Raw genomic sequence first — 17,872 nt, 5'->3', positions numbered from 1 at the left:
CATCGCGGAGACATCGTTGAGTAAGTGTTTCTGTAACTGGCCTTGCCCTCCTTCTGGAGGGCTTTTTTTTGATTATTCGCGCTCAACCGCCAGCGCCACGCCCTGCCCGCCGCCGATACATAGCGTAGCGAGACCTTTGCGCGCATCCCGTTTCACCATTTCATGTACCAGCGAGACCAGAATGCGGCAGCCGGAGGCGCCAATCGGGTGGCCCAGCGCAATAGCGCCGCCGTTCACATTCACCCGCCGTTCGTCCCATTCCAGCATTCTGCCGACGGAGATCGCCTGCGCGGCGAAGGCTTCGTTGGCTTCGATCAGATCGACATCATTGAGGTGCCAGCCTGCGCGTTCGAGGCAGCGGCGGGTGGCATGGACGGGGGCGATCCCCATCAGGGCGGGATCAACACCGACGCTGGCAAACGCGCGGATCCGCGCCAGCACCGGCAGATTCAGCTCCTGGGCTTTGCTTTCGCTCATCATCAGCACCGCCGCCGCGCCGTCGTTAATTGACGAGGCGTTGCCTGCGGTCACCGAACCACATTGTTCGAAGGCCGGTAACAGCCGCGCCAGCCCTTCCGCGCTGGCATCGGTCTGTGGCTGTTCGTCGGTATCAACCACCCGCGGCGCGCCACGCTCCGGCGTGATCACCACTGGCACGATCTCATCGCGAAAACGGCCTGAGTCGATCGCCAGCCGGGCTTTTTGTTGTGAGCTGAGCGCCCAGGCGTCCTGCAGTTCGCGGCTGATGCCATATTCGCGGGCGAGGTTTTCCGCCGTGACGCCCATATGGTAGTCGTTGAACGCATCCCACAGGCCGTCATGCACCAGACTGTCGATAAGCTGGCTGTTGCCGAGTTGCGCGCCGGTCCGGCTGTCGGTAAGCACGTGCGGCGCGCGGCTCATGTTCTCCTGCCCGCCCGCGATCACCACATCGGCTTCGCCGCACTGAATCGCCTGCGTCGCCAGGTGCAGTGCTTTCAGCCCTGAACCGCAGACGTCGTTGATGGTGATGGCGGAGACCGTATTCGGCAGCCCGCCTTTGATGGCAGACTGACGCGCAGGGTTCTGCCCGGTACCGGCCGTCAGGACCTGTCCCAGGATCACTTCATCGATTGTCGTGGGGGCGATTCCGGTTCGCTCAACCAGCGCTTTCACCACCACGCTGCCCAGTTCAACGGCGGAATGGCGCGACAACGCGCCCTGAAAACAGCCGATGGGCGTTCGCAGCGCACCGACGATAACGACATCTTTCATCTCGACCTCAGCGCAAAAAACCTCCACCATAGTAGATGATTGTTATCAACTATTTTCGCAATTGTTTAAAAAAAGTGAGATTTATCACAAGTCATCGATCAGTCGGCCACCGATACCGACGGCAACCGCTGAAAATAGTCCCGCAGCCAGCTTCCCGCCACCCCCAACGGTGACTTCTTATTCCACAGCAGATCGACCGACACCGCCCGTGGCCAGCCGGTGATGTTCAGCTCGGTCAGCTTTTTGGTGGTATCAAACTCCTCCACCAGCGCACAGGGCAGCGCGCACCAGCCGAAGCCCTGCTCCGCCATACTCAGCAGCATCAGGTAGTTGGGCGCAGACCATACCGGGCCGCGCGCGGGTTGCGGGTTATCTTCGAGATAGGTATTCAGGCGCAGTTCCCGCCAGGTGTGCAGCTCATCCCATTCAACGTGTGGTTTCCCGGCCAGCGGATGCGATGGCGCGACATAAATCGCCATTCGGGACTGCACCGGCACCCGCGACATGCCGATGTCGGTGGGATACTGTCCGCGCGCCTCGATAAGCCCGATATGCGCCCGCCCCTTTTCCAGCAGATCGATAACGTCCGCATCTTCGCCCACCAGACATTCAAATTCAGTGTGCGGAAAACGCTGATCAAACTGCGACAGCAGCTCAGCGAGGACGGCAGGGTGCAGCGTATCCGAGAGAACAAAAGTGAGCCGCACTTCGGTCTCCCCCGTCAGCGACACCGCCAGTTCATCGAGCCGATCGCTGGCGGAGAGGATCGCCTGCACATAGCTCAGCACCCGTCGACCCGGTTCGGTCAGCACAGGCTGGCGGGACGAGCGATCAAACAGCATGACGCCGAGATCCGCCTCCAGATGAGCAATGGCGGTACTGATGGTCGACTGGCTTTTTCGCAGCCGACGGGCCGCCGCAGAAAACGATCCACACGAGACGGTTTCCACAAAGGCGGTGAGAGCTTCCGGTGAGTAGCGCATGATCTATCTGTTTTATCGATGGTATCTATCTTTCATTTATCACATTTATCAATAAAAATCACTGCCAACGCCGTACCATTCATATTGAAATAATGAGGTTTAACACAATGCAACATGATGCTCTGCACCGCAGAACGTTACTGGAGCGTATCTTCCATGCCGTTTGCTTTGAAGGTATTGCGACGGCAATTCTGGCTCCCACCGCGGCCTGGCTGATGCAGCGTTCAGTCGTAGAAATGGGTGGCCTGAGTATTCTGCTCGCCACCCTCGCGATGGTCTGGAACATTATCTATAACGCGGTCTTTGACCAACTGTGGCCGGTGACCCGCGTCGTTCGTACCGCACGCGTCCGTGCGCTGCATGCGCTGGGCTTCGAATGCGGGTTTATTATCATCGGTGTAAGCGTGGTGGCGCTGGTGCTCGGCGTGTCGCTGGTACAGGCATTCATGCTGGAAATGGGTTTCTTCCTGTTCTTCCTGCCCTACACCATGCTGTACAACTGGACGTATGACGCGCTGCGCCTGCGGGTGATTAAGCGCCGTCAGCGTCGCATCCCCGTTCAGAATTAAGTGGTTAGCGGATCGGCAGCGCCCGTTGCCGATCCGCTGGCTGCGTTTTAAACGAAACTATCCGCCCATTCACCCGCTCAATTATGGTAAATTGCACTCCGTTTTTTTTGGTTTGATGGTTGATACGTTCAAATAATGTCTAAGATTTGGTCTAAAGAAGAGACGCTCTGGAGTTTTGCCTTATATGGCACTGCTGTGGGAGCCGGTACGCTTTTCCTGCCCATTCAGCTCGGTTCCGCCGGGAGCCTTGTCCTGCTGATTACCGCGCTTGTCGCCTGGCCGCTGACATACTGGCCGCACCGCGCGCTGTGTCAGTTTATTCTCGCCTCAAACACGCCTGTCAATGTCGGGATCACCGGGGCGGTGAGCCACTATTACGGCAAAAAGATCGGCAGCCTGATTACGGCGCTTTATTTCATCGCTTTTTTTGTGGTGGTGCTGATTTACGCCGTGGCAATCACCAACTCGCTCATCGAACAACTGGCCAAGCATCAGCTGGTCACTCCTGCCGTGCGGGTAATGGTGAGCGCAGGCGTGGTACTGGTGCTGAATCTGATCTTCCTGATGGGCCGCCACATCACACTGAAAGTGATGGGTTTTCTGGTGTTTCCGTTAATCGCTTATTTTCTGTTTCTGTCGCTCTGGCTGACCGGTAGCTGGCAGCCGGAACTGCTGGCGGGGCAGATGGAATTCAGTGCGCATACCCTGCACCAGGTCTGGATCTCAATTCCCGTGATGGTTTTTGCTTTTAGCCATACGCCCATTATTTCCACCTTCGCTATCGACCGGCGGGAAAAATATGGCGATCAGGCCATGGGTAAATGCAAAAAAATCATGAAAGTGGCGTACCTGATTATCTGCCTGAGCGTGCTGTTTTTCGTGGTGAGTTGCCTGCTATCGATTCCGGTGAATTATATCGAGTCGGCAAAACATGAAGGGGTGACGATCCTCTCCGCGCTGTCGATGATGCCGGATTCCCCCGGCTGGCTGGCGCTGTCGGGGATCATCGTGGCGGTGGTAGCGATGTCGAAATCGTTCCTCGGCACCTACTTTGGCGTGATTGAAGGCGCCAGCGAAATCGTCAAAACGTCACTGAACCAGCTTGGCGTGCATAAAAGCCGGGCGTTTAACCGTGCGGTTTCAATATTGCTGGTTTCAGGGATCACGTTCGTGGTGTGCTGCATCAATCCGAACGCTATCTCGATGATTTACGCCATCAGCGGGCCGCTTATCGCCATGATCCTGTTTATCATGCCAACACTTTCGACGTACCTGATCCCGTCGCTGAAGCCTTACCGCTCCGCAGGCAGCCTGATGACGCTTATCGTCGGCATCCTCTGCGTGTCGGTGATGTTCTTCGGTTAACCTCGTCGTGGCGGCGTTCTGCCGCCACGCACATCTTCGGTTACACTCCCTGTACCCTTTCCGGCCATCGGCGCGTTACACTGTCAGCCAGCCGTCTGTCGGTTCACATCCTGAGAGGAGTTACCATGTCGAGCGTGAAAAAATCCGGTACGTATATTTTGGGCGATCGTGAAGTGTATCGCCTGGGCTATGGCGCGATGCAACTGGCAGGGCCAGGCGTATTTGGTCCGCCGAAAGATCCGGAAATGGCGGTGAAAGTTTTACAGGCGGCGGTGGAGGCCGGTGTTAATCATATCGATACCTCTGACTTTTATGGGCCGCACGTCACCAACCAGCTGATTCGCAAGGCACTGCATCCCTATCCGGCGTCGCTGTGTATCGTCACCAAAGTCAGCGCCCGCCGTAATGAAAAAGGCGACTGGATCCCCGCCATGTCACCGGCCGAACTGACGCAGGCCGTGGAAGATAACCTGCGCAATCTGGGTCTTGAGGCACTGGAAGTGGTGAATCTGCGCAGTATGCTTGATGTTCACGGCCCGGCGGAGGGACCGCTGGAAGAGCCGCTTGAGACACTGATTACCCTGAAAAAACGCGGGCTGATTCGCCATATCGGGCTCAGCAACGTGACGGCAAAACAGGTGGCGGATGCGCAGAAAATGACGCCCGTCGCTTGTGTACAGAATTTCTATAACGTCGCCAATCGTCAGGACGACGCGCTGATTGATGCGCTGGCCGCGCAGAATATTCCGTACGTGCCGTTCTTCCCGCTCGGCGGCTTTACGCCGTTGCAGTCCGGGGAACTGAATGATGTGGCAGAAAAGCTGGGCGCAACGCCGATGCAGGTCGCGCTGGCGTGGCTGTTGCAGCGTTCACCTAACATCCTGCTGATTCCGGGGACCTCGTCGCTGGGGCATCTGCAGGAAAACCTGGCGGCAGCGGATCTCCAGTTGCCGGACTGGGCGTTAACCGCACTGGAAAACATCAAACCGTAAACCCGCGGGCGCTCAACTGGCGAGCGCCCGAAACCCGTTCAGGTTTTTATAGAGTTGCGCGCTGTTACGAAAGCCGAGCTTGCGGATAGCGCTCATCTTATGGCCCTGAGCGGTTTTATAGTTAATCGCTAACTGTTGCGAGGCCCGGCGAATATCCGCGCCCTGCAACAGCAACCGCAGCAGGCTTTTTTCCATTTGCGTGAGGCGCCCGCGTTCTGTCGTCGGGGCGTCACCGCGCGGTCGGTACTGATTCACCACCAGTTGCAGCAGCGTTTCATGCAACTGCACCACGCGCACGTTATCCGCCACAGTCAAACAATTTTCCAGCGACAACAGTTCCGGCACCAGCGCTTCATGCTGGCGTCTGAGCAGCAGCGCAACCTGCCTTTCAGCAACGCTGTCGACATGATGATTCAGCCAGAGGATCTTGTCGGTGGGCGTATAATCGCTACCCAAAAGATTAATCATCAGCGGCGCCGCCGGGTAAACCTTTAACGCCTGGTGCAGTTCAGCCATTGAACGGGCAAATACCGGTTCGAGACCACAATCGGCAATAGCAGCCTGGAGACCGGCGCCAGTAAAATCCATGGCACTCCAGACGATAATCTGTTTCATCAATATCATTTCTAACGACGCGAAGCCGTCGCACAGCGTTTACAACCGACGCAGACGCTTCTGTTCAAGGAGTAATTTGACGATGATATTGTCCAGCTTGCGCAGCATATTCTCGTTCATACGCTTAAACTGGCACGAGAGATGAATATAAAATCGCTCAGTCTCATCGTCGGCTATTTCTTTAATGCGTTTGACGTTAATCACATGGAGATCGGACACTATCGTGCCGATATCACCAAAATCAAACGCGGCATTGCGTAATGTGCTGCCGCACAATGAAACGACACGCTCGTCATCTTCGACAATAAGCGCACAACCACCGTGAGAAATGTCCTTAATATGATAATGGTATTGCAATCCATTATTTAACCGGCCGCTGCAGTAAAACTGATGTTTATTGGCCAGAGACAGGCGTAAATGTTTTCGCCGTTGGGTGATATTTACCTCATCGGGAAACGCGAGGTATAAGTAATTGACGCCATTACTGGTCATCGTTTTCGCTTTACCGGTTTTGAAATCATATCTGGCGTTATCATCATGAATCACAAAATGCAGTGCGCGCCCCTCTTTGACCAGATCGTCGCTCCAGGGGATTAAAAATCCTGCCGGGTCTAAGCGCAGAATACGGGTGGCGAGAGTCCGCGCCTTTGTACGGACATCAACGCGACTGCCCTTTTTCACGGCTTCGCGCAATATCGCAATAATTTCAAACAGACCCTGCTTAACCCAGGCATCATCCATATTGTCATTATCCTTTAGATACAAATATCCAGCACTGCTCAGCTGTTTGTGTCATGGAGCAAAAAAGAGGCAATTACAGATTCTAAAAAAAGAAAATAATTTCCGCAGAGGAAATAAAAAATCGGCGAGCGGCAATCTGGCATCACGTATTAAGTAGTGGCGGCATAGTAGCAGAAAATATCTGTCGTCATGATTGCTTGTGCCTATCGATCAATGAACTACGATTGATATCAATCGATTAGCAACATAACCAATCGTTATTCATTCCCGCTGCGACGAAAAATAAACTGCAAATAAATGTCCGGAATGTGCATAAAGTAAAAAACATGTTTCATGCCAGGCACAAATCAACAACAGCATTCATTGTATCGAGCGATTAATTTTTGAAAATCAAATCGTCAAAACAATCAATCTAAGAAAATTCTTAATGTAAATTCCTCCCGCCTAATCAGTCCATGCGGACATTTTTCTAAACCAGTACATGGAGTCAAAATGAATAAGATTTTGCTGCCCGCTGCTGCGCTGATCCTGTCAGCAACAGCGATGAATGCCTATGCAGCCAATGGTAAGGTTGAATTCACCGGTGAGATCGTGAAATCCACCTGCAATGTGATTTCCGGCGATCAGGATAAACAAGTTTTCATCGGTAAATACCCGACCTCCGCTTTTGCCAACGTGGGCGACGTGACGGCGTCTAAAGCCTTCACCATCAGTCTGGAAAAATGCGAACAGGGCAATTATTCCCTGCGTTTTGACGGCCCGACTGTCGCGGGCAACCCGAACCTGCTGTCGGTGGATCAGGCGAAAGGCGTCGGTATCGAGATCCTCGACAACAACGAGAAAATCATCCCGATCAACCAGACCGCGGGCGACGACAGTGCGTGGGTCGCTATCACCCCGTCCGGCCAGGACGCCAGCGATGGCACCGCGACCTTTAACCTTAAAGCACGCTACAAATCTTTCGACAAAGTCGTCGAAGCGGGCACCGCAAACGCCAACGCCAACTTTACCATCGAATACAAATAAGCCACGGAACTGTGTATTCAGACCAGGGATGGTCTGCGCTTTTAACGGAATTGAGTCAATGAAAAAGCTACTGGCATCACTCTTATTTTTCGTCTCTTTACAGGCCCTGGCAGGTATTCAGGTCGACGAAACCCGGGTTATTTATAACGGCAATGAAAAATCGGCAGCCCTGTCTATTCACAATGACACGGACGAAACCTGGATGGTGCAAACCTGGCTTGATACCGGTGATGCCAGCAAAACACCGAATAATTTACCGATGCAGGTGGTTCCGCCGATCCTGAAACTGGCCGGAAATAAAGACGCGATCCTGCGCTTTATCTATTCCGGTAGCGGATTGCCGACCGATCGCGAAAGCGTTTACTGGATTAACGTTCAGGAAATTCCGCCGTCAGCAAAACAAGAAAATGTGCTGCAAATTGCCGTCAGAACCCGCGTCAAATTGTTTTATCGCCCGGCGTCCATTAACACCACGCTGCTGAAAGAGGCACAGGCGCTGCGCTGGCACAAACAGGGAAATACGCTGCGCGTGACCAATAACGGCCCGCTGCATGTGACCTTCGGCGTGGTGACGCTGAAAGGGAATGGCAATAAAACCTGGAAAGTGGATGCGGATATGATCAAGCCAAACGACACACTGAGTATTCCGCTGCCAGCCGGTGCCAGCGCGGCCACCGGTCTGTCGTTCACCTTCATCAACGATTACGGCGGTCATACCGACGTTAACGACGCACGCATTCAATAATTCAGCTTAGGGATGAACTCAATGGCACGCGCTCAAAAAATGGCGACGTCACCACGACGTCTGGCTTCCCGCATCCGTTGTACGCTGTATGTTTCAGCGATGCCATTGCTGGTGACGCCCTTTTCTTACGCGGAAGAACAGTTCAATACCTCGTTTATTCACGGTGAAGATAACGTTGCGCTGGTGAAAGATCTGGCCAATGGCGACGATATTTTGCCGGGACGCTACCCGTTCGATATCTATATCAATAAAAAACGCGTCGACCACCGTGAGATTGAATTTAAGAAACGCCAGCCAGAGGTGCCGGGAACGTTTTGCCTGAGCGCAGAAGATTACCGCGAATATGGCGTTCTGTTGCCGGACACCGCTGGCAGCAACGCCTGCTATGACATCATTAAACATATTCCCGGCAGTACGCTCAGCTGGAACGCCGGTTTGCAGGAGCTGGATATTTCCGTTCCGCAAACCCATATGGAGCCGCGTCCACAGGGCGCTATTTCGCCACGCATGTATGACGACGGTATTAACGCCGCCTATGTGAATTACAGCTTCAGCGGCGATCACAGCCGTTATACCGATGGCGGCAGCACCCACCAGGGTGATTACGCGTTTCTCTCCCTGAACAACGGTGCGAACCTCGGCGCGTGGCGTTTTCGCAATAACTCGACGCTCTCTAAACAACCGGGGCAAAACGAAGAGTGGCACTCCGTCTCCAGTTGGGCGGAAACGGACATCGTGCCGTGGCGCAGCCGTCTGCAGATTGGTCAGAGCAATACCAGCAACAATGTGTTCGACAGTTTCCAGTTCCGTGGCGTGCAGATCGCCAGTATTCCCGAAATGCTACCAGACAGCCTGCGCGGCTATGCGCCGGTAGTGCGTGGCGTGGCGAACACCAACGCGCGTGTCGAAGTGCGCCAGAACGGTTACACGGTATACAGCACCATGGTGCCGCCTGGCCCGTTTGCCCTCACTGATATCTATCCGAGCACGCTGAGCGGCGATCTGGCGGTGACGGTGATCGAAGCGGACGGCGCGCGCCATAGCTTTTCTGTGCCGTATTCGTCGGTGCCCAACATGCTGCGCGAAGGGATTTGGGAGTATCAGTTCACCGCCGGAAAATACCACGATGGCACCAGCCGCTATCAGCCGCAATTTGTGCAGGGTACCTTCTCTCATGGCATGCGCTATGACCTGACGCCGTATGGCGGCCTGCTGTTTGCCGAACATTACCGCTCCGGCGTACTCGGCGTCGGCACTAATCTCGGCGTGCTGGGCGCCGCATCAGTGGATGCCGCCTGGTCAGATACCGATCTGGCCTCTGGCGACAGCAAGCGCGGCGCAAGTTTCCGTTTCCTCTACGCCAAAGCGCTGAACGAACTGGGGACCGAATTCCAGCTTGCCGGTTACCGCTATTCCACTTCCGGTTATTACGACTTTTCGGACGCCATTGCTGAGCGCGCAAGCTGGGCCAACGGCTTCTACCGCACTCAGTATTACGATCCGGATAACAACCCGAACGGCCAGCCGGACTGGGCAAACCAGCAACGCAAGTATTACGACACGCTGCGCTATAACAACAAGCGCCAGCGTATTCAGTTATCGGTGAACCAGCACATCGCCGGTGCTTCGTTGTACGCCATTCTGAGCCGCCAGAACTACTGGGGCACGTCGGCCTACGACCGCACCGTGCAGACCGGCTTCAGTAGCACCTGGAACCGCATCAGCTACAGCGTGTTTTACCAGAACAGCCGCAGCAACTACGGCTACAGCGACAACAGCGTGAACGTGAATCTGTCGATTCCGTTCAGCGTCTTTGACCATAACCGCGACATGACCCTGAGCGCCAACGTCACTCACAGCAAACAGAGCGGTGACGGTTACAGCACTGGCCTCAGCGGTACGCTGCTGGATGACAATCGCATGAATTATTTCCTCCAGACCGGGCATACGCAGAACGGCGGCGACACCAGCCTGGCGAATCTCGGTTATCAGGGCAGCGCGGGCAATATCGAGGTCGGACACAGCTACAACTCGCGCTATCAGCAGACCTCGCTGAACGTGGCGGGTGGCGTGGTGATGCACGCGGGGGGCGTTACCCTGTCGCAGCCGTTGCAGAACACCTTCGTGCTGGTTGAAGCCAAAAACGCGCAGGGCGTGCGTCTGGAAAACCAGCCGGGTGCGACCATCGACCGCTTCGGTTATGCCGTGCAGACCTCCGCGATGCCGTACCGCCACAACCGTGTCGCGCTACGCACTTCGGACATCGGCAATGGGCTCGACATCCCGCTGGCGGCGAAAGATGTCGTCCCGACGCAGCGCGCGATCGGCAAAGTGGTGTTTGAAACGCATACCGGCCAGAGCCTGCTCATTCACAGTACGCTCGATAACGGCGAGTCGCCGCTGATTGGCGCGACCATTTTCAATGCCCAGGGCAGCAGCATCGGCGTCGTCGGTACTCAGGGGAAAGCGTATGTCTCCGGCGTTGAAAGCGGTGAAAAACTGCGGATGAAATGGGGCGATGACGCCGGGCAGTCCTGCCTGATGATCGTGCCGCCACTGCCGCCTGTGGATACGAATAAACCGGGTGGTTATCAGGAAGTCACCCTGACCTGCAGCACACAATAAAGGAACCTTGATGATGCGATTCACGCAAAAACTCTCCCGGGCAGGGCTTGCCCTGTTAACCCTGCTCGCCACCTCGCTGCCGCTGAAAAGCTTTGCGCTCTCCTGCAAAGAAGCGGGGACCAACAGCGTGAAGCAGATTATTACGCTGGATAAACCGATTGTGGTGTCCACCGCCAGCCTGACGGCAGGATCGCTGCTGTGGCGTTCGCAAACTTTTACGTCCACCTTCAAGTGCGAAGATACCGACGGCTTTCCGCGAGGCGAAGATGCGTATCTGTACTGGGACCCGACGCGGCTGATGCAGTCGATCCACAACTCGCTGGAAGTGGGTGTGACCTTCCAGAGCGTTGACCACAAACCGTCGTCGTCGGCGAAATCGCTGGTTGGCCCTGGCACCACCTGCCGCCCTGATGGCCGCGGTGGCTGTCGTTCACCTGCCCAATCGCAGACGGTCACGGTGGAGTATTCGGTGTATATCAAAGCGACCGGCCAGCAGCCGCCGCAAAACGGGCAGATCACCGATAACTCGCAGTATGCGCTGTTCCAGGTTGATGGCGTTGGTGGGCTCAACAGCCGCCCGAACAGTAACTTCCGCGCTTACATTGCCGGGCTGGGGAATATCCGTTTTATCTCCTGCAACCCGCAGGTGACGGTGGTCGCTAACAACGGCACGGTGGTGAATTTCGGCAAGATCCCGGCGCGTAATGCGGTGAGCGGGAAAATCGAAAAACAGGTGCCGTTTTCGGTGCAGGCGAACCTGACCGGCGCCGGGCAGGACTGCCAGGGGCAGACGCTGATGGCAAGTTTCAGCACCACTTACCCGACGCAGGACACCACCACCATTCTGCCGACCACCAACAGCGGTTTCGGGATCCTGATTTCACCAGCGGATAACCCCACCCGTTGGATCCCGCTGAAAACGCCGGTACCGCTGGGTTACGTCAATGGCAGCGTGATGAGCACTAACTTTCTGGCCAGTCTGAAATGGCTGAGCGCGACGCCGAAAGAAGGGGTGTTCAACGCCTCCGCCAGTATCGACGTGACGTTCAAATAACCGGGAACGCGCCAGGAAATTATCATGATGATCAGTAAACCCACCGGGATGCGCTACGTTTTTCAGCCGATGTTTAATCGTGAGGGAAAGCTGATCGCTGTGGAGTGTCTTTCGCGGCTCGATCCCCTGAAACACCACGGTTTTGCCCAGGTCGAGCAGTTTTTCAGCACGGCCTCTCCCCGCCTGCGTCAGGACATCTTGCTGGAGCAAATCGCGCTGGTTCGCCGACATCAGACGTGGTTCCGGCATCACGACGTGATGGTGACGCTGAACATCGATGAACAAACGCTGATGGTACTGGATAACGAATTTGTCGCCGAATGCGTGAGTGATCTGCATTTCCTGCACTTTGAGATCAACGAGTTCTCCGGCACGCTGATCAAGCACAGCCCGGCCACCCGGGCGATCAGCGAAAAATACTCGTTCTGGCTGGATGATTTCGGTGCCGGTTATGCCGGGTTCAGCGCGCTGGCGGTGCAACCCTTCCGCTTTATCAAAACCGACAAATGCCTGCTGTGGAGCCTGTTTGAGAAAAAGAACGGTCAGGAGTTGATGTCCTCTCTGTTGCGTTTTTTCAGCGCCAATCAGCATCAGGTGATTGTGGAGGGCGTCGAAACGCCCGCCCATCGCCAGTGGCTTGAAGCGATGCCCTGGTTTGCCCTGCAGGGAATGCTATGGCGGGAGAGCAGCATTGAAACGCTGATGTCACGCATGCCCGCCCCGCCGCCACCGCAATGCGTCGGTTACGCTTTTACCCCCAGCGTACAGGAATAGCCCGAACGCGCTTCTTCAACGCGCAGCGTACCGTTTGCCCACTCCACGCAAATTTCCCCGCTGCCGGTAAAGTCAAACACGCAGACGTGAACGATGCGCTGCTGCGTGGTCCGCAGGATCACATACGCCAGATCCGAGGTTGACGGGTTATCAGGACCGCGCGCCTCAATCAACGTCGTCTCGCCGCCGGAAAAACAGTGCAGGTGCAGCGGCGTGGCGGCGGTGTAAAAGAGATCGGCGGCGTGCGCCAGCGGCGTCTGGCGGATCGCATGAACATGCGGAAAACAGCACGTTGCCGAACGGTCGCCCGCAGGCGTCGCGTTGAGATGCCACACCGAATCCACCTGCTGCTGATGCGGGTTATCCACCTCATGCACGTCAATCAGCCAGCGATCGGTCACCACCACATGGCGGCGAAAGCTGACATCCTGATACGCCGCATCATCCCATTCGACGCGGGTTTTGCTGTCCGGCATGGCGATGGGCTGCCGCCAGTTCACCTCCGCCACCAGACGGGCGTCCGCGCAGGTTTCTGACCAACTGACCACCTGCGGATTCGACGGCGGCTGATTGCGCCCGTTCACGCAGAGCGTGCTGTGGGAAAAGGTGTTTTTGTAATAACCGTAATGCAACGGTGCGCCGTAGCCGGTGGTGCCGAGATCGGGCAACAGCGGTTTACCATCACGATAAACGATCAGATCCAGGCTGGCGTAATGATCGTGCTCGCCACCGTACGGCAGATGGTTGATGCACACCGCATCCCCCGGCGTAGTACGGATGAGGGTTAAACCGAGATCCGGCGCATGCAGATGCCCTTCCGGCGGCTGCAAATGTTGCTCCGGCAGCGCCACGCCGTAAAACAGCGCGTCGATGTTGTCGCGCGGGCGGGTGCTGTACAGCCACGACAGCAGCGCGCCATATTCCGGTTCGCGATAAACCTGCCAGGCGAATTCATAGATATCCGGGTGACCGGGCCGCTCCTGCCCTTTCACGCAGTCGTTGATGGCCGGGAACGTCATATCGGGCAACAACAGTTGTAACGGCACGCTCAGCATCCGGCGATACCAGGGCTTATCCAGCAGACTGTAGCGGCTTCCCTGCGCCACTTTTTCGAAAGCAAAAAAGGCTTCCAGCGCGTAGTAGTGGTAATGAACCGATCCCTCAAACCACAACCCGCCCGCCGACAGAGCATGCTCCAGTTGATACTGCAGGCCGTACGGGCTGCTGACGGCGAAATCGAGATAACGATCGTTTCCCAGCACCGCGCCAATGATGCCGATGGTGGCGCCGATCTTCACCTCGTGGTTGTGGATCTGGTTGCAGCGATGAGCCATCAGAAATTCCGCGCCGCAACACAGCAGCCGTTCGGCAATATAGCGCTCCTGCGTCCGGGTCAGTTGCGCGCGGATGATGTCAAACCCGCGGGCAAAATCAGCGTGACAGTTCGCCTCGCACAACGTCTGGGCATTGGCCTTGCCCGGCCCGTTATACGGAATACCGCCATGCTCTTCGTAGTCCGGGTAATACTGCGCATAGCGCATCAGGATCCCCACCACTTTCTCCAGCCAGCGGGGATCATCGGTTAGCAGCCAGAGCACCGCCAGCTCGTAGCAGGCTCTGGCGTTAAGCCCGTTCAGCCAGCGCCACCAGGCGCCGTCATATGGTTCGCCTGCAAACGTCGCGCCGTCGATGGGGCAGCGATGCCGCCCCGGTGAATGACGATCCCAGATCAGCCGGACACTGTGGTCCGGGCAGAAAAAGTAGTGATTCCAGGTGGCGCAGCCCGTTTCCGGAACCAGAATGTCGTTATCAATCACCTCCCGGTTGCGGGCGATCAGCGCGTTGACTACCTCCGGGGTTACGCGCTGACGCGCCATCTGGATCTGCGCATCGGTAAATTGTTTCATCCCTGACCGCCTATTTCACCAGTACCGATCCGGGGATCAGCAGATTGATATTCTGCGGATCCGTCTCCGCCAGCAGGCGGGCGCTGTCGACAAACGTCGCATCCTTATACGCTCTCGCCGCCGCCAGCATCGGGCCTGTCGCTTCGGACGGCATATAACGCAGTTCTTTATACGGCCAGGCTTGCGGCGATTTCCCGGTCTGATCGCTTATCAACGCGAAGGCTTTTTTCATCGTGCGCCCGTCGAGTTCAAATCCCCAGACATCGGTGTTGAGCTTCTCGCCGTAGCGCCCCATCCGCGCATACGCTGCCAGTGCAAAGTTGCTGTAATGGAAAGAGCGGGTACGTTCCAGCTCCGAAGTGATCTCACCCTTGCTGTTCACCTGCGACGCCAGGTGGCGCAGGGTGAAGATGTCGATCTGCGTCGCCGCGCTGGCGTTATCACCGGTAAACAGGGAAAACGCCGTCACCTGCGCGTCATACCACGCGCCGTGATTGTTGTACCAGTTCGCCTCTTCAAAGCCGTTGCGGCTGGTTTTCAGCCACGCGGTGTAGTCGGTATACCATTTCTGATACCCCGCCAGTTCAGCGGACGGGATCTGCCCTGCCGTGGCGAGCAGCGCAATGCTGTCCGCCACGTCGATCAGCACGCGGGTATCAATGATGCCGATACCGCGCCCGTCAACGATCCCCGGAATCGCCTGCGCGTATTTCAGGTGCGGGTTCATGCGGGTGTTGCTGTCAAGGAACCACGCGCGCAGCATCTGCTGTGCTTTCTGCGCATATTTCGCCTCGCCGCTGTAATACCAGGCAAGCGTCAGCGCGCGCACATCATCAGAAAACTGCACCATTCGTTTGCTGTCGGTGGCGCTGGTTTTCGAATCCGGGTTGATTTGACCGTCTTTGCGGATGTACGGCAGACCATCCTTGCGGTCCGGGTCCGGCCACCAGTAGGGGCCGAAGCTGAAATAGTCGTGCTTATCACCCGACGCCGGAGTCAGGGTCTTATCCGTCACCGACCAGCGCGAATGCGCCAGTGCGGCATCGGCCTGTTTTTGCAGCGCCTGCCAGGCCGCCGTATAGCGGCCATCGTGATGGGCGATCTGTGTTTTGATGTCCTGCATCTGTTGGCAGTCCCAGGTCAGGCAGTCGGCGCTGGCGTTCGCCGCGAACGCGCTGCTCCAGACAGCCAACGCAAGATATGCGATTTTAGCTTTCATGATATGCCCGTCCCTTAGATATTAATGGAAATACCGACGCGGTAGCGGTTTTCGGTCAGCCCTTTACGCCCCTGATAACTGCCCTGCTGGCCCATGTAATCCCACTCGATATACGGCTGCCAGACTTTGCTCAGCTTATATTTAATGACCAGATCGTTTTCCCAGGCCGACTGTTCTTTATTGTTGTAATTAAAGTCATTTACGTAGCGATAAAAGACCGGGTTATCCTGGATATACCATTTATCGTTTTGCCAGCCGAAATAGAGATCCATTCGCCCGACACTGGCTTTATCTTTATTCCCTGACAGGTCGGTGGAATCATACTGGTTCCAGTCATAACGAAAGCGGATGCCGCTCCAGGTGGCTGGCGTCATATTCCAGATAAACTTCACGTAGGGGCGGATCTGCGCTCCGTCGCCACCCCAGTGGTACACCATGCCGGGCTGCATGGTGACCGTTTTCGCCAGCTTATATTTGTAATTCCCTTCGATTTCGTTGTAATCGGTGGAGGACTGGTCGAAACCGTCAACGCCCTGCTTATTATCGGTTTCCATACTGAGCCAGAAACCATTGCTCCACGCCTGGCTCATTTTGAAGCGCGATTCATATTTATGGCTGCCTTCACGATAACCACCACGAATATCAAGCGTGACCGCCTGGCTGACCAGCGGGCAAAAGGCGGCCGCCAGCAACAGTGTTGCTAATTTTTTCATACGTTTTCCCTTAATAAATGTCTGGCGAGTTATGCCGCCACGGTTTGCATTTTTTGTTGTGGATTTTTAATTAACAGCCACAGGAACATCGCGCCGATTAAATCGAAAATGCCTAAGCCGACAAAAAAGACGTTGTAGCCCACCACCGCGACCATCGCGCCGAGGAACAGGCCGAACAGGAAGTTGCCCATGCTGCCGGTAAAGGCCGCAAAACCGGTAGCGGTCGCCACTTCATGTTTTGAGAACAAGTCAGAGGACATGCTGATGATCGTGATCGACAGGCACTGATGAGCAAACCCGGCGACGCAGAACAGCGCAATAGCGACGTAGACGTTCGTCACGAAGCCGACACCCGCCATGGAGAGCATTAACAGCGCGGCAAAAGTGAAAGTAATGCGTTTGGAATTGAGCACGCTGACGCCGCGGTTGACCAGTATCCGCGACATAAACCCGGCGCACAGGCAGCCGAGATCCGCCGTCAGGAATGGCAGCCAGGCAAACATGGCGATCTCCTGCAGATTCATGTGACGCACGGTGACCAGGTACAGCGGCATCCAGTAATGCAGCGTTCCCCACGCCGGGTCAGCCATAAAGCGCGGCAGCGAAATCGCCCACAGCGACTTGTTTTTGATGATGGAGCGCAGCGAAGCTTTTTCTTTCACCACTTCGATCTGATCGGCCAGCACGGCGTCATATTCTGAGGCGATCATCGCCGGGTGTTTTTCTGGCGGGCGATAGCAAACCAGCCACAGCACGCACCAGATAAGCCCGACGCCGCCGGTCACCACGAACGACATTTCCCAGTTGTAATTGACGATGGCCCACACCACCAGCGGCGGCGCCAGCATTGCCCCCAGCGAGGTGCCGAGACTGTAAACACCGCAGGCCAGCCCGCGCTCTTTCGCCGGAAACCACTCTGCTGTCACTTTCATCCCTGCCGGGTTGAAGGCCGCTTCGGTGATCCCAAGCCCGCCGCGTAACCAGGCAATGGGCAGCCAGGTGCTGCACAGGCCGGTCAGCATATTGAAAATCGACCACAACGCCGCCAGAATGGCGAAGCTCAGACGCAGGCCGTAGCGATCAATCACAAACCCGCAGAGGATCCCGCCGATGGCGTAGGTGAAGGGAAAGACGGAGACAATCCACGAATATTGCTCACTGGATAATCCCAGCGTTTTCATCATTTCAGGCGCCGCAACGCCGAGGGTACTTCGTGCCAGGTAGTTGGTGACGGTACCCAGCATGACAAGTATGATAATGTACCACCGTAAGTTTTTTATCTTCATAGCA

At 56.0% G+C, this 17,872-nt stretch carries 16 protein-coding genes; 8 read left to right on the top strand and 8 right to left on the bottom strand.

Annotated features, from left to right (window positions below; translation table 11 throughout):
* Positions 1–72: 72 nt before the first annotated feature.
* Positions 73–1,254, bottom strand: a complete 1,182-nt coding sequence (locus AOY23_RS04120) for an acetyl-CoA C-acetyltransferase (RefSeq protein ID WP_054177569.1) — start codon at positions 1,252–1,254, stop codon at positions 73–75.
* 98 nt (positions 1,255–1,352) lie between these two features.
* Positions 1,353–2,237 carry a LysR family transcriptional regulator gene (locus AOY23_RS04115; protein ID WP_054177568.1) on the bottom strand — a complete coding sequence of 295 codons (885 nt, stop codon included), beginning with the start codon at positions 2,235–2,237 and terminating at the stop codon, positions 1,353–1,355.
* A gap of 107 nt (positions 2,238–2,344) precedes the next feature.
* On the opposite strand from AOY23_RS04115, the gene AOY23_RS04110 reads away from it, so the two are divergent.
* The 3 genes from AOY23_RS04110 to AOY23_RS04100 all read left to right on the top strand — a co-directional run bounded on the left by AOY23_RS04110 (position 2,345) and on the right by AOY23_RS04100 (position 5,163).
* Positions 2,345–2,806: a multidrug/biocide efflux PACE transporter gene (locus tag AOY23_RS04110; protein ID WP_054177567.1), complete on the top strand. Its 462-nt coding sequence runs from the start codon at positions 2,345–2,347 to the stop codon at positions 2,804–2,806.
* A 135-nt stretch (positions 2,807–2,941) separates the two neighbouring features.
* The gene (locus AOY23_RS04105; protein ID WP_054177566.1) at positions 2,942–4,171 is read left to right on the top strand and encodes an amino acid permease; all 1,230 of its coding nucleotides are present in this window, start codon (positions 2,942–2,944) and stop codon (positions 4,169–4,171) included.
* Positions 4,172–4,296: 125 nt separating this feature from the next.
* Positions 4,297–5,163 (top strand): aldo/keto reductase family oxidoreductase, encoded by an 867-nt coding sequence (locus AOY23_RS04100; protein WP_054177565.1) that lies wholly within the window; start codon positions 4,297–4,299, stop codon positions 5,161–5,163.
* Positions 5,164–5,175: 12 nt separating this feature from the next.
* Here the strand turns inward: AOY23_RS04100 and AOY23_RS04095 are convergent, their stop codons facing one another.
* Together AOY23_RS04095 and AOY23_RS04090 are read right to left on the bottom strand one after the other, a co-directional pair.
* Positions 5,176–5,778, bottom strand: a complete 603-nt coding sequence (locus AOY23_RS04095) for a helix-turn-helix transcriptional regulator (protein ID WP_054177564.1) — start codon at positions 5,776–5,778, stop codon at positions 5,176–5,178.
* A gap of 39 nt (positions 5,779–5,817) precedes the next feature.
* Positions 5,818–6,519: a flagellar brake protein gene (locus AOY23_RS04090; protein ID WP_054177563.1), complete on the bottom strand. Its 702-nt coding sequence runs from the start codon at positions 6,517–6,519 to the stop codon at positions 5,818–5,820.
* Positions 6,520–7,011: 492 nt separating this feature from the next.
* Between AOY23_RS04090 and AOY23_RS04085 the strand changes: the two genes are divergently transcribed.
* Genes AOY23_RS04085 through AOY23_RS04065 form a run of 5 tightly spaced genes read left to right on the top strand, consistent with a single transcriptional unit; the run spans position 7,012 to position 12,743 of the window.
* Positions 7,012–7,545 carry a fimbrial protein gene (locus AOY23_RS04085; RefSeq protein WP_054177562.1) on the top strand — a complete coding sequence of 178 codons (534 nt, stop codon included), beginning with the start codon at positions 7,012–7,014 and terminating at the stop codon, positions 7,543–7,545.
* A 58-nt stretch (positions 7,546–7,603) separates the two neighbouring features.
* A complete protein-coding gene (locus AOY23_RS04080) occupies positions 7,604–8,290 on the top strand; it encodes a fimbrial biogenesis chaperone (protein WP_054177561.1) in 687 nt (228 codons plus the stop codon).
* 21 nt (positions 8,291–8,311) lie between these two features.
* Positions 8,312–10,915: a fimbria/pilus outer membrane usher protein gene (locus AOY23_RS04075; protein ID WP_054177560.1), complete on the top strand. Its 2,604-nt coding sequence runs from the start codon at positions 8,312–8,314 to the stop codon at positions 10,913–10,915.
* Between the two features lie 13 nt (positions 10,916–10,928).
* Positions 10,929–11,969 carry a fimbrial protein gene (locus AOY23_RS04070; protein WP_054177811.1) on the top strand — a complete coding sequence of 347 codons (1,041 nt, stop codon included), beginning with the start codon at positions 10,929–10,931 and terminating at the stop codon, positions 11,967–11,969.
* A 24-nt stretch (positions 11,970–11,993) separates the two neighbouring features.
* On the top strand, positions 11,994–12,743 hold the full coding sequence (locus AOY23_RS04065; protein WP_072170916.1) for an EAL domain-containing protein: 750 nt from the start codon (positions 11,994–11,996) through the stop codon (positions 12,741–12,743).
* Here the strand turns inward: AOY23_RS04065 and AOY23_RS04060 are convergent.
* Genes AOY23_RS04060 through AOY23_RS04045 form a run of 4 tightly spaced genes read right to left on the bottom strand, consistent with a single transcriptional unit; the run spans position 12,713 to position 17,868 of the window.
* Complete coding sequence (locus AOY23_RS04060) at positions 12,713–14,650, bottom strand: heparinase II/III domain-containing protein (protein ID WP_054177558.1); 1,938 nt, start codon at positions 14,648–14,650, stop codon at positions 12,713–12,715. The genes AOY23_RS04065 and AOY23_RS04060 overlap by 31 nt on opposite strands.
* Positions 14,651–14,660: 10 nt before the next feature.
* A complete protein-coding gene (locus AOY23_RS04055) occupies positions 14,661–15,869 on the bottom strand; it encodes an alginate lyase family protein (protein ID WP_054177557.1) in 1,209 nt (402 codons plus the stop codon).
* A gap of 14 nt (positions 15,870–15,883) precedes the next feature.
* Positions 15,884–16,582, bottom strand: coding sequence for an oligogalacturonate-specific porin KdgM family protein (locus AOY23_RS04050; RefSeq protein WP_054177556.1), 699 nt, complete (start codon positions 16,580–16,582; stop codon positions 15,884–15,886).
* A gap of 29 nt (positions 16,583–16,611) precedes the next feature.
* A complete protein-coding gene (locus AOY23_RS04045) occupies positions 16,612–17,868 on the bottom strand; it encodes an MFS transporter (protein ID WP_054177555.1) in 1,257 nt (418 codons plus the stop codon).
* Positions 17,869–17,872 lie beyond the last annotated feature (4 nt).

It is taken from the genome of Trabulsiella odontotermitis (assembly GCF_001297775.1).
GTDB lineage: Bacteria > Pseudomonadota > Gammaproteobacteria > Enterobacterales > Enterobacteriaceae > Trabulsiella > Trabulsiella odontotermitis.
This window is presented reverse-complemented; position numbering and strand designations above follow the sequence as displayed.

Coding starts and splice junctions, on each gene's coding strand:
- AOY23_RS04120 (WP_054177569.1), bottom strand. CDS start 1,254: ATGAAAGATGTCGTTATCGTCGGTGCGCTGCGAACGCCCATCGGCTGT.
- AOY23_RS04115 (WP_054177568.1), bottom strand. CDS start 2,237: ATGCGCTACTCACCGGAAGCTCTCACCGCCTTTGTGGAAACCGTCTCG.
- AOY23_RS04110 (WP_054177567.1), top strand. CDS start 2,345: ATGCAACATGATGCTCTGCACCGCAGAACGTTACTGGAGCGTATCTTC.
- AOY23_RS04105 (WP_054177566.1), top strand. CDS start 2,942: ATGTCTAAGATTTGGTCTAAAGAAGAGACGCTCTGGAGTTTTGCCTTA.
- AOY23_RS04100 (WP_054177565.1), top strand. CDS start 4,297: ATGTCGAGCGTGAAAAAATCCGGTACGTATATTTTGGGCGATCGTGAA.
- AOY23_RS04095 (WP_054177564.1), bottom strand. CDS start 5,778: ATGAAACAGATTATCGTCTGGAGTGCCATGGATTTTACTGGCGCCGGT.
- AOY23_RS04090 (WP_054177563.1), bottom strand. CDS start 6,519: ATGGATGATGCCTGGGTTAAGCAGGGTCTGTTTGAAATTATTGCGATA.
- AOY23_RS04085 (WP_054177562.1), top strand. CDS start 7,012: ATGAATAAGATTTTGCTGCCCGCTGCTGCGCTGATCCTGTCAGCAACA.
- AOY23_RS04080 (WP_054177561.1), top strand. CDS start 7,604: ATGAAAAAGCTACTGGCATCACTCTTATTTTTCGTCTCTTTACAGGCC.
- AOY23_RS04075 (WP_054177560.1), top strand. CDS start 8,312: ATGGCACGCGCTCAAAAAATGGCGACGTCACCACGACGTCTGGCTTCC.
- AOY23_RS04070 (WP_054177811.1), top strand. CDS start 10,929: ATGCGATTCACGCAAAAACTCTCCCGGGCAGGGCTTGCCCTGTTAACC.
- AOY23_RS04065 (WP_072170916.1), top strand. CDS start 11,994: ATGATGATCAGTAAACCCACCGGGATGCGCTACGTTTTTCAGCCGATG.
- AOY23_RS04060 (WP_054177558.1), bottom strand. CDS start 14,650: ATGAAACAATTTACCGATGCGCAGATCCAGATGGCGCGTCAGCGCGTA.
- AOY23_RS04055 (WP_054177557.1), bottom strand. CDS start 15,869: ATGAAAGCTAAAATCGCATATCTTGCGTTGGCTGTCTGGAGCAGCGCG.
- AOY23_RS04050 (WP_054177556.1), bottom strand. CDS start 16,582: ATGAAAAAATTAGCAACACTGTTGCTGGCGGCCGCCTTTTGCCCGCTG.
- AOY23_RS04045 (WP_054177555.1), bottom strand. CDS start 17,868: ATGAAGATAAAAAACTTACGGTGGTACATTATCATACTTGTCATGCTG.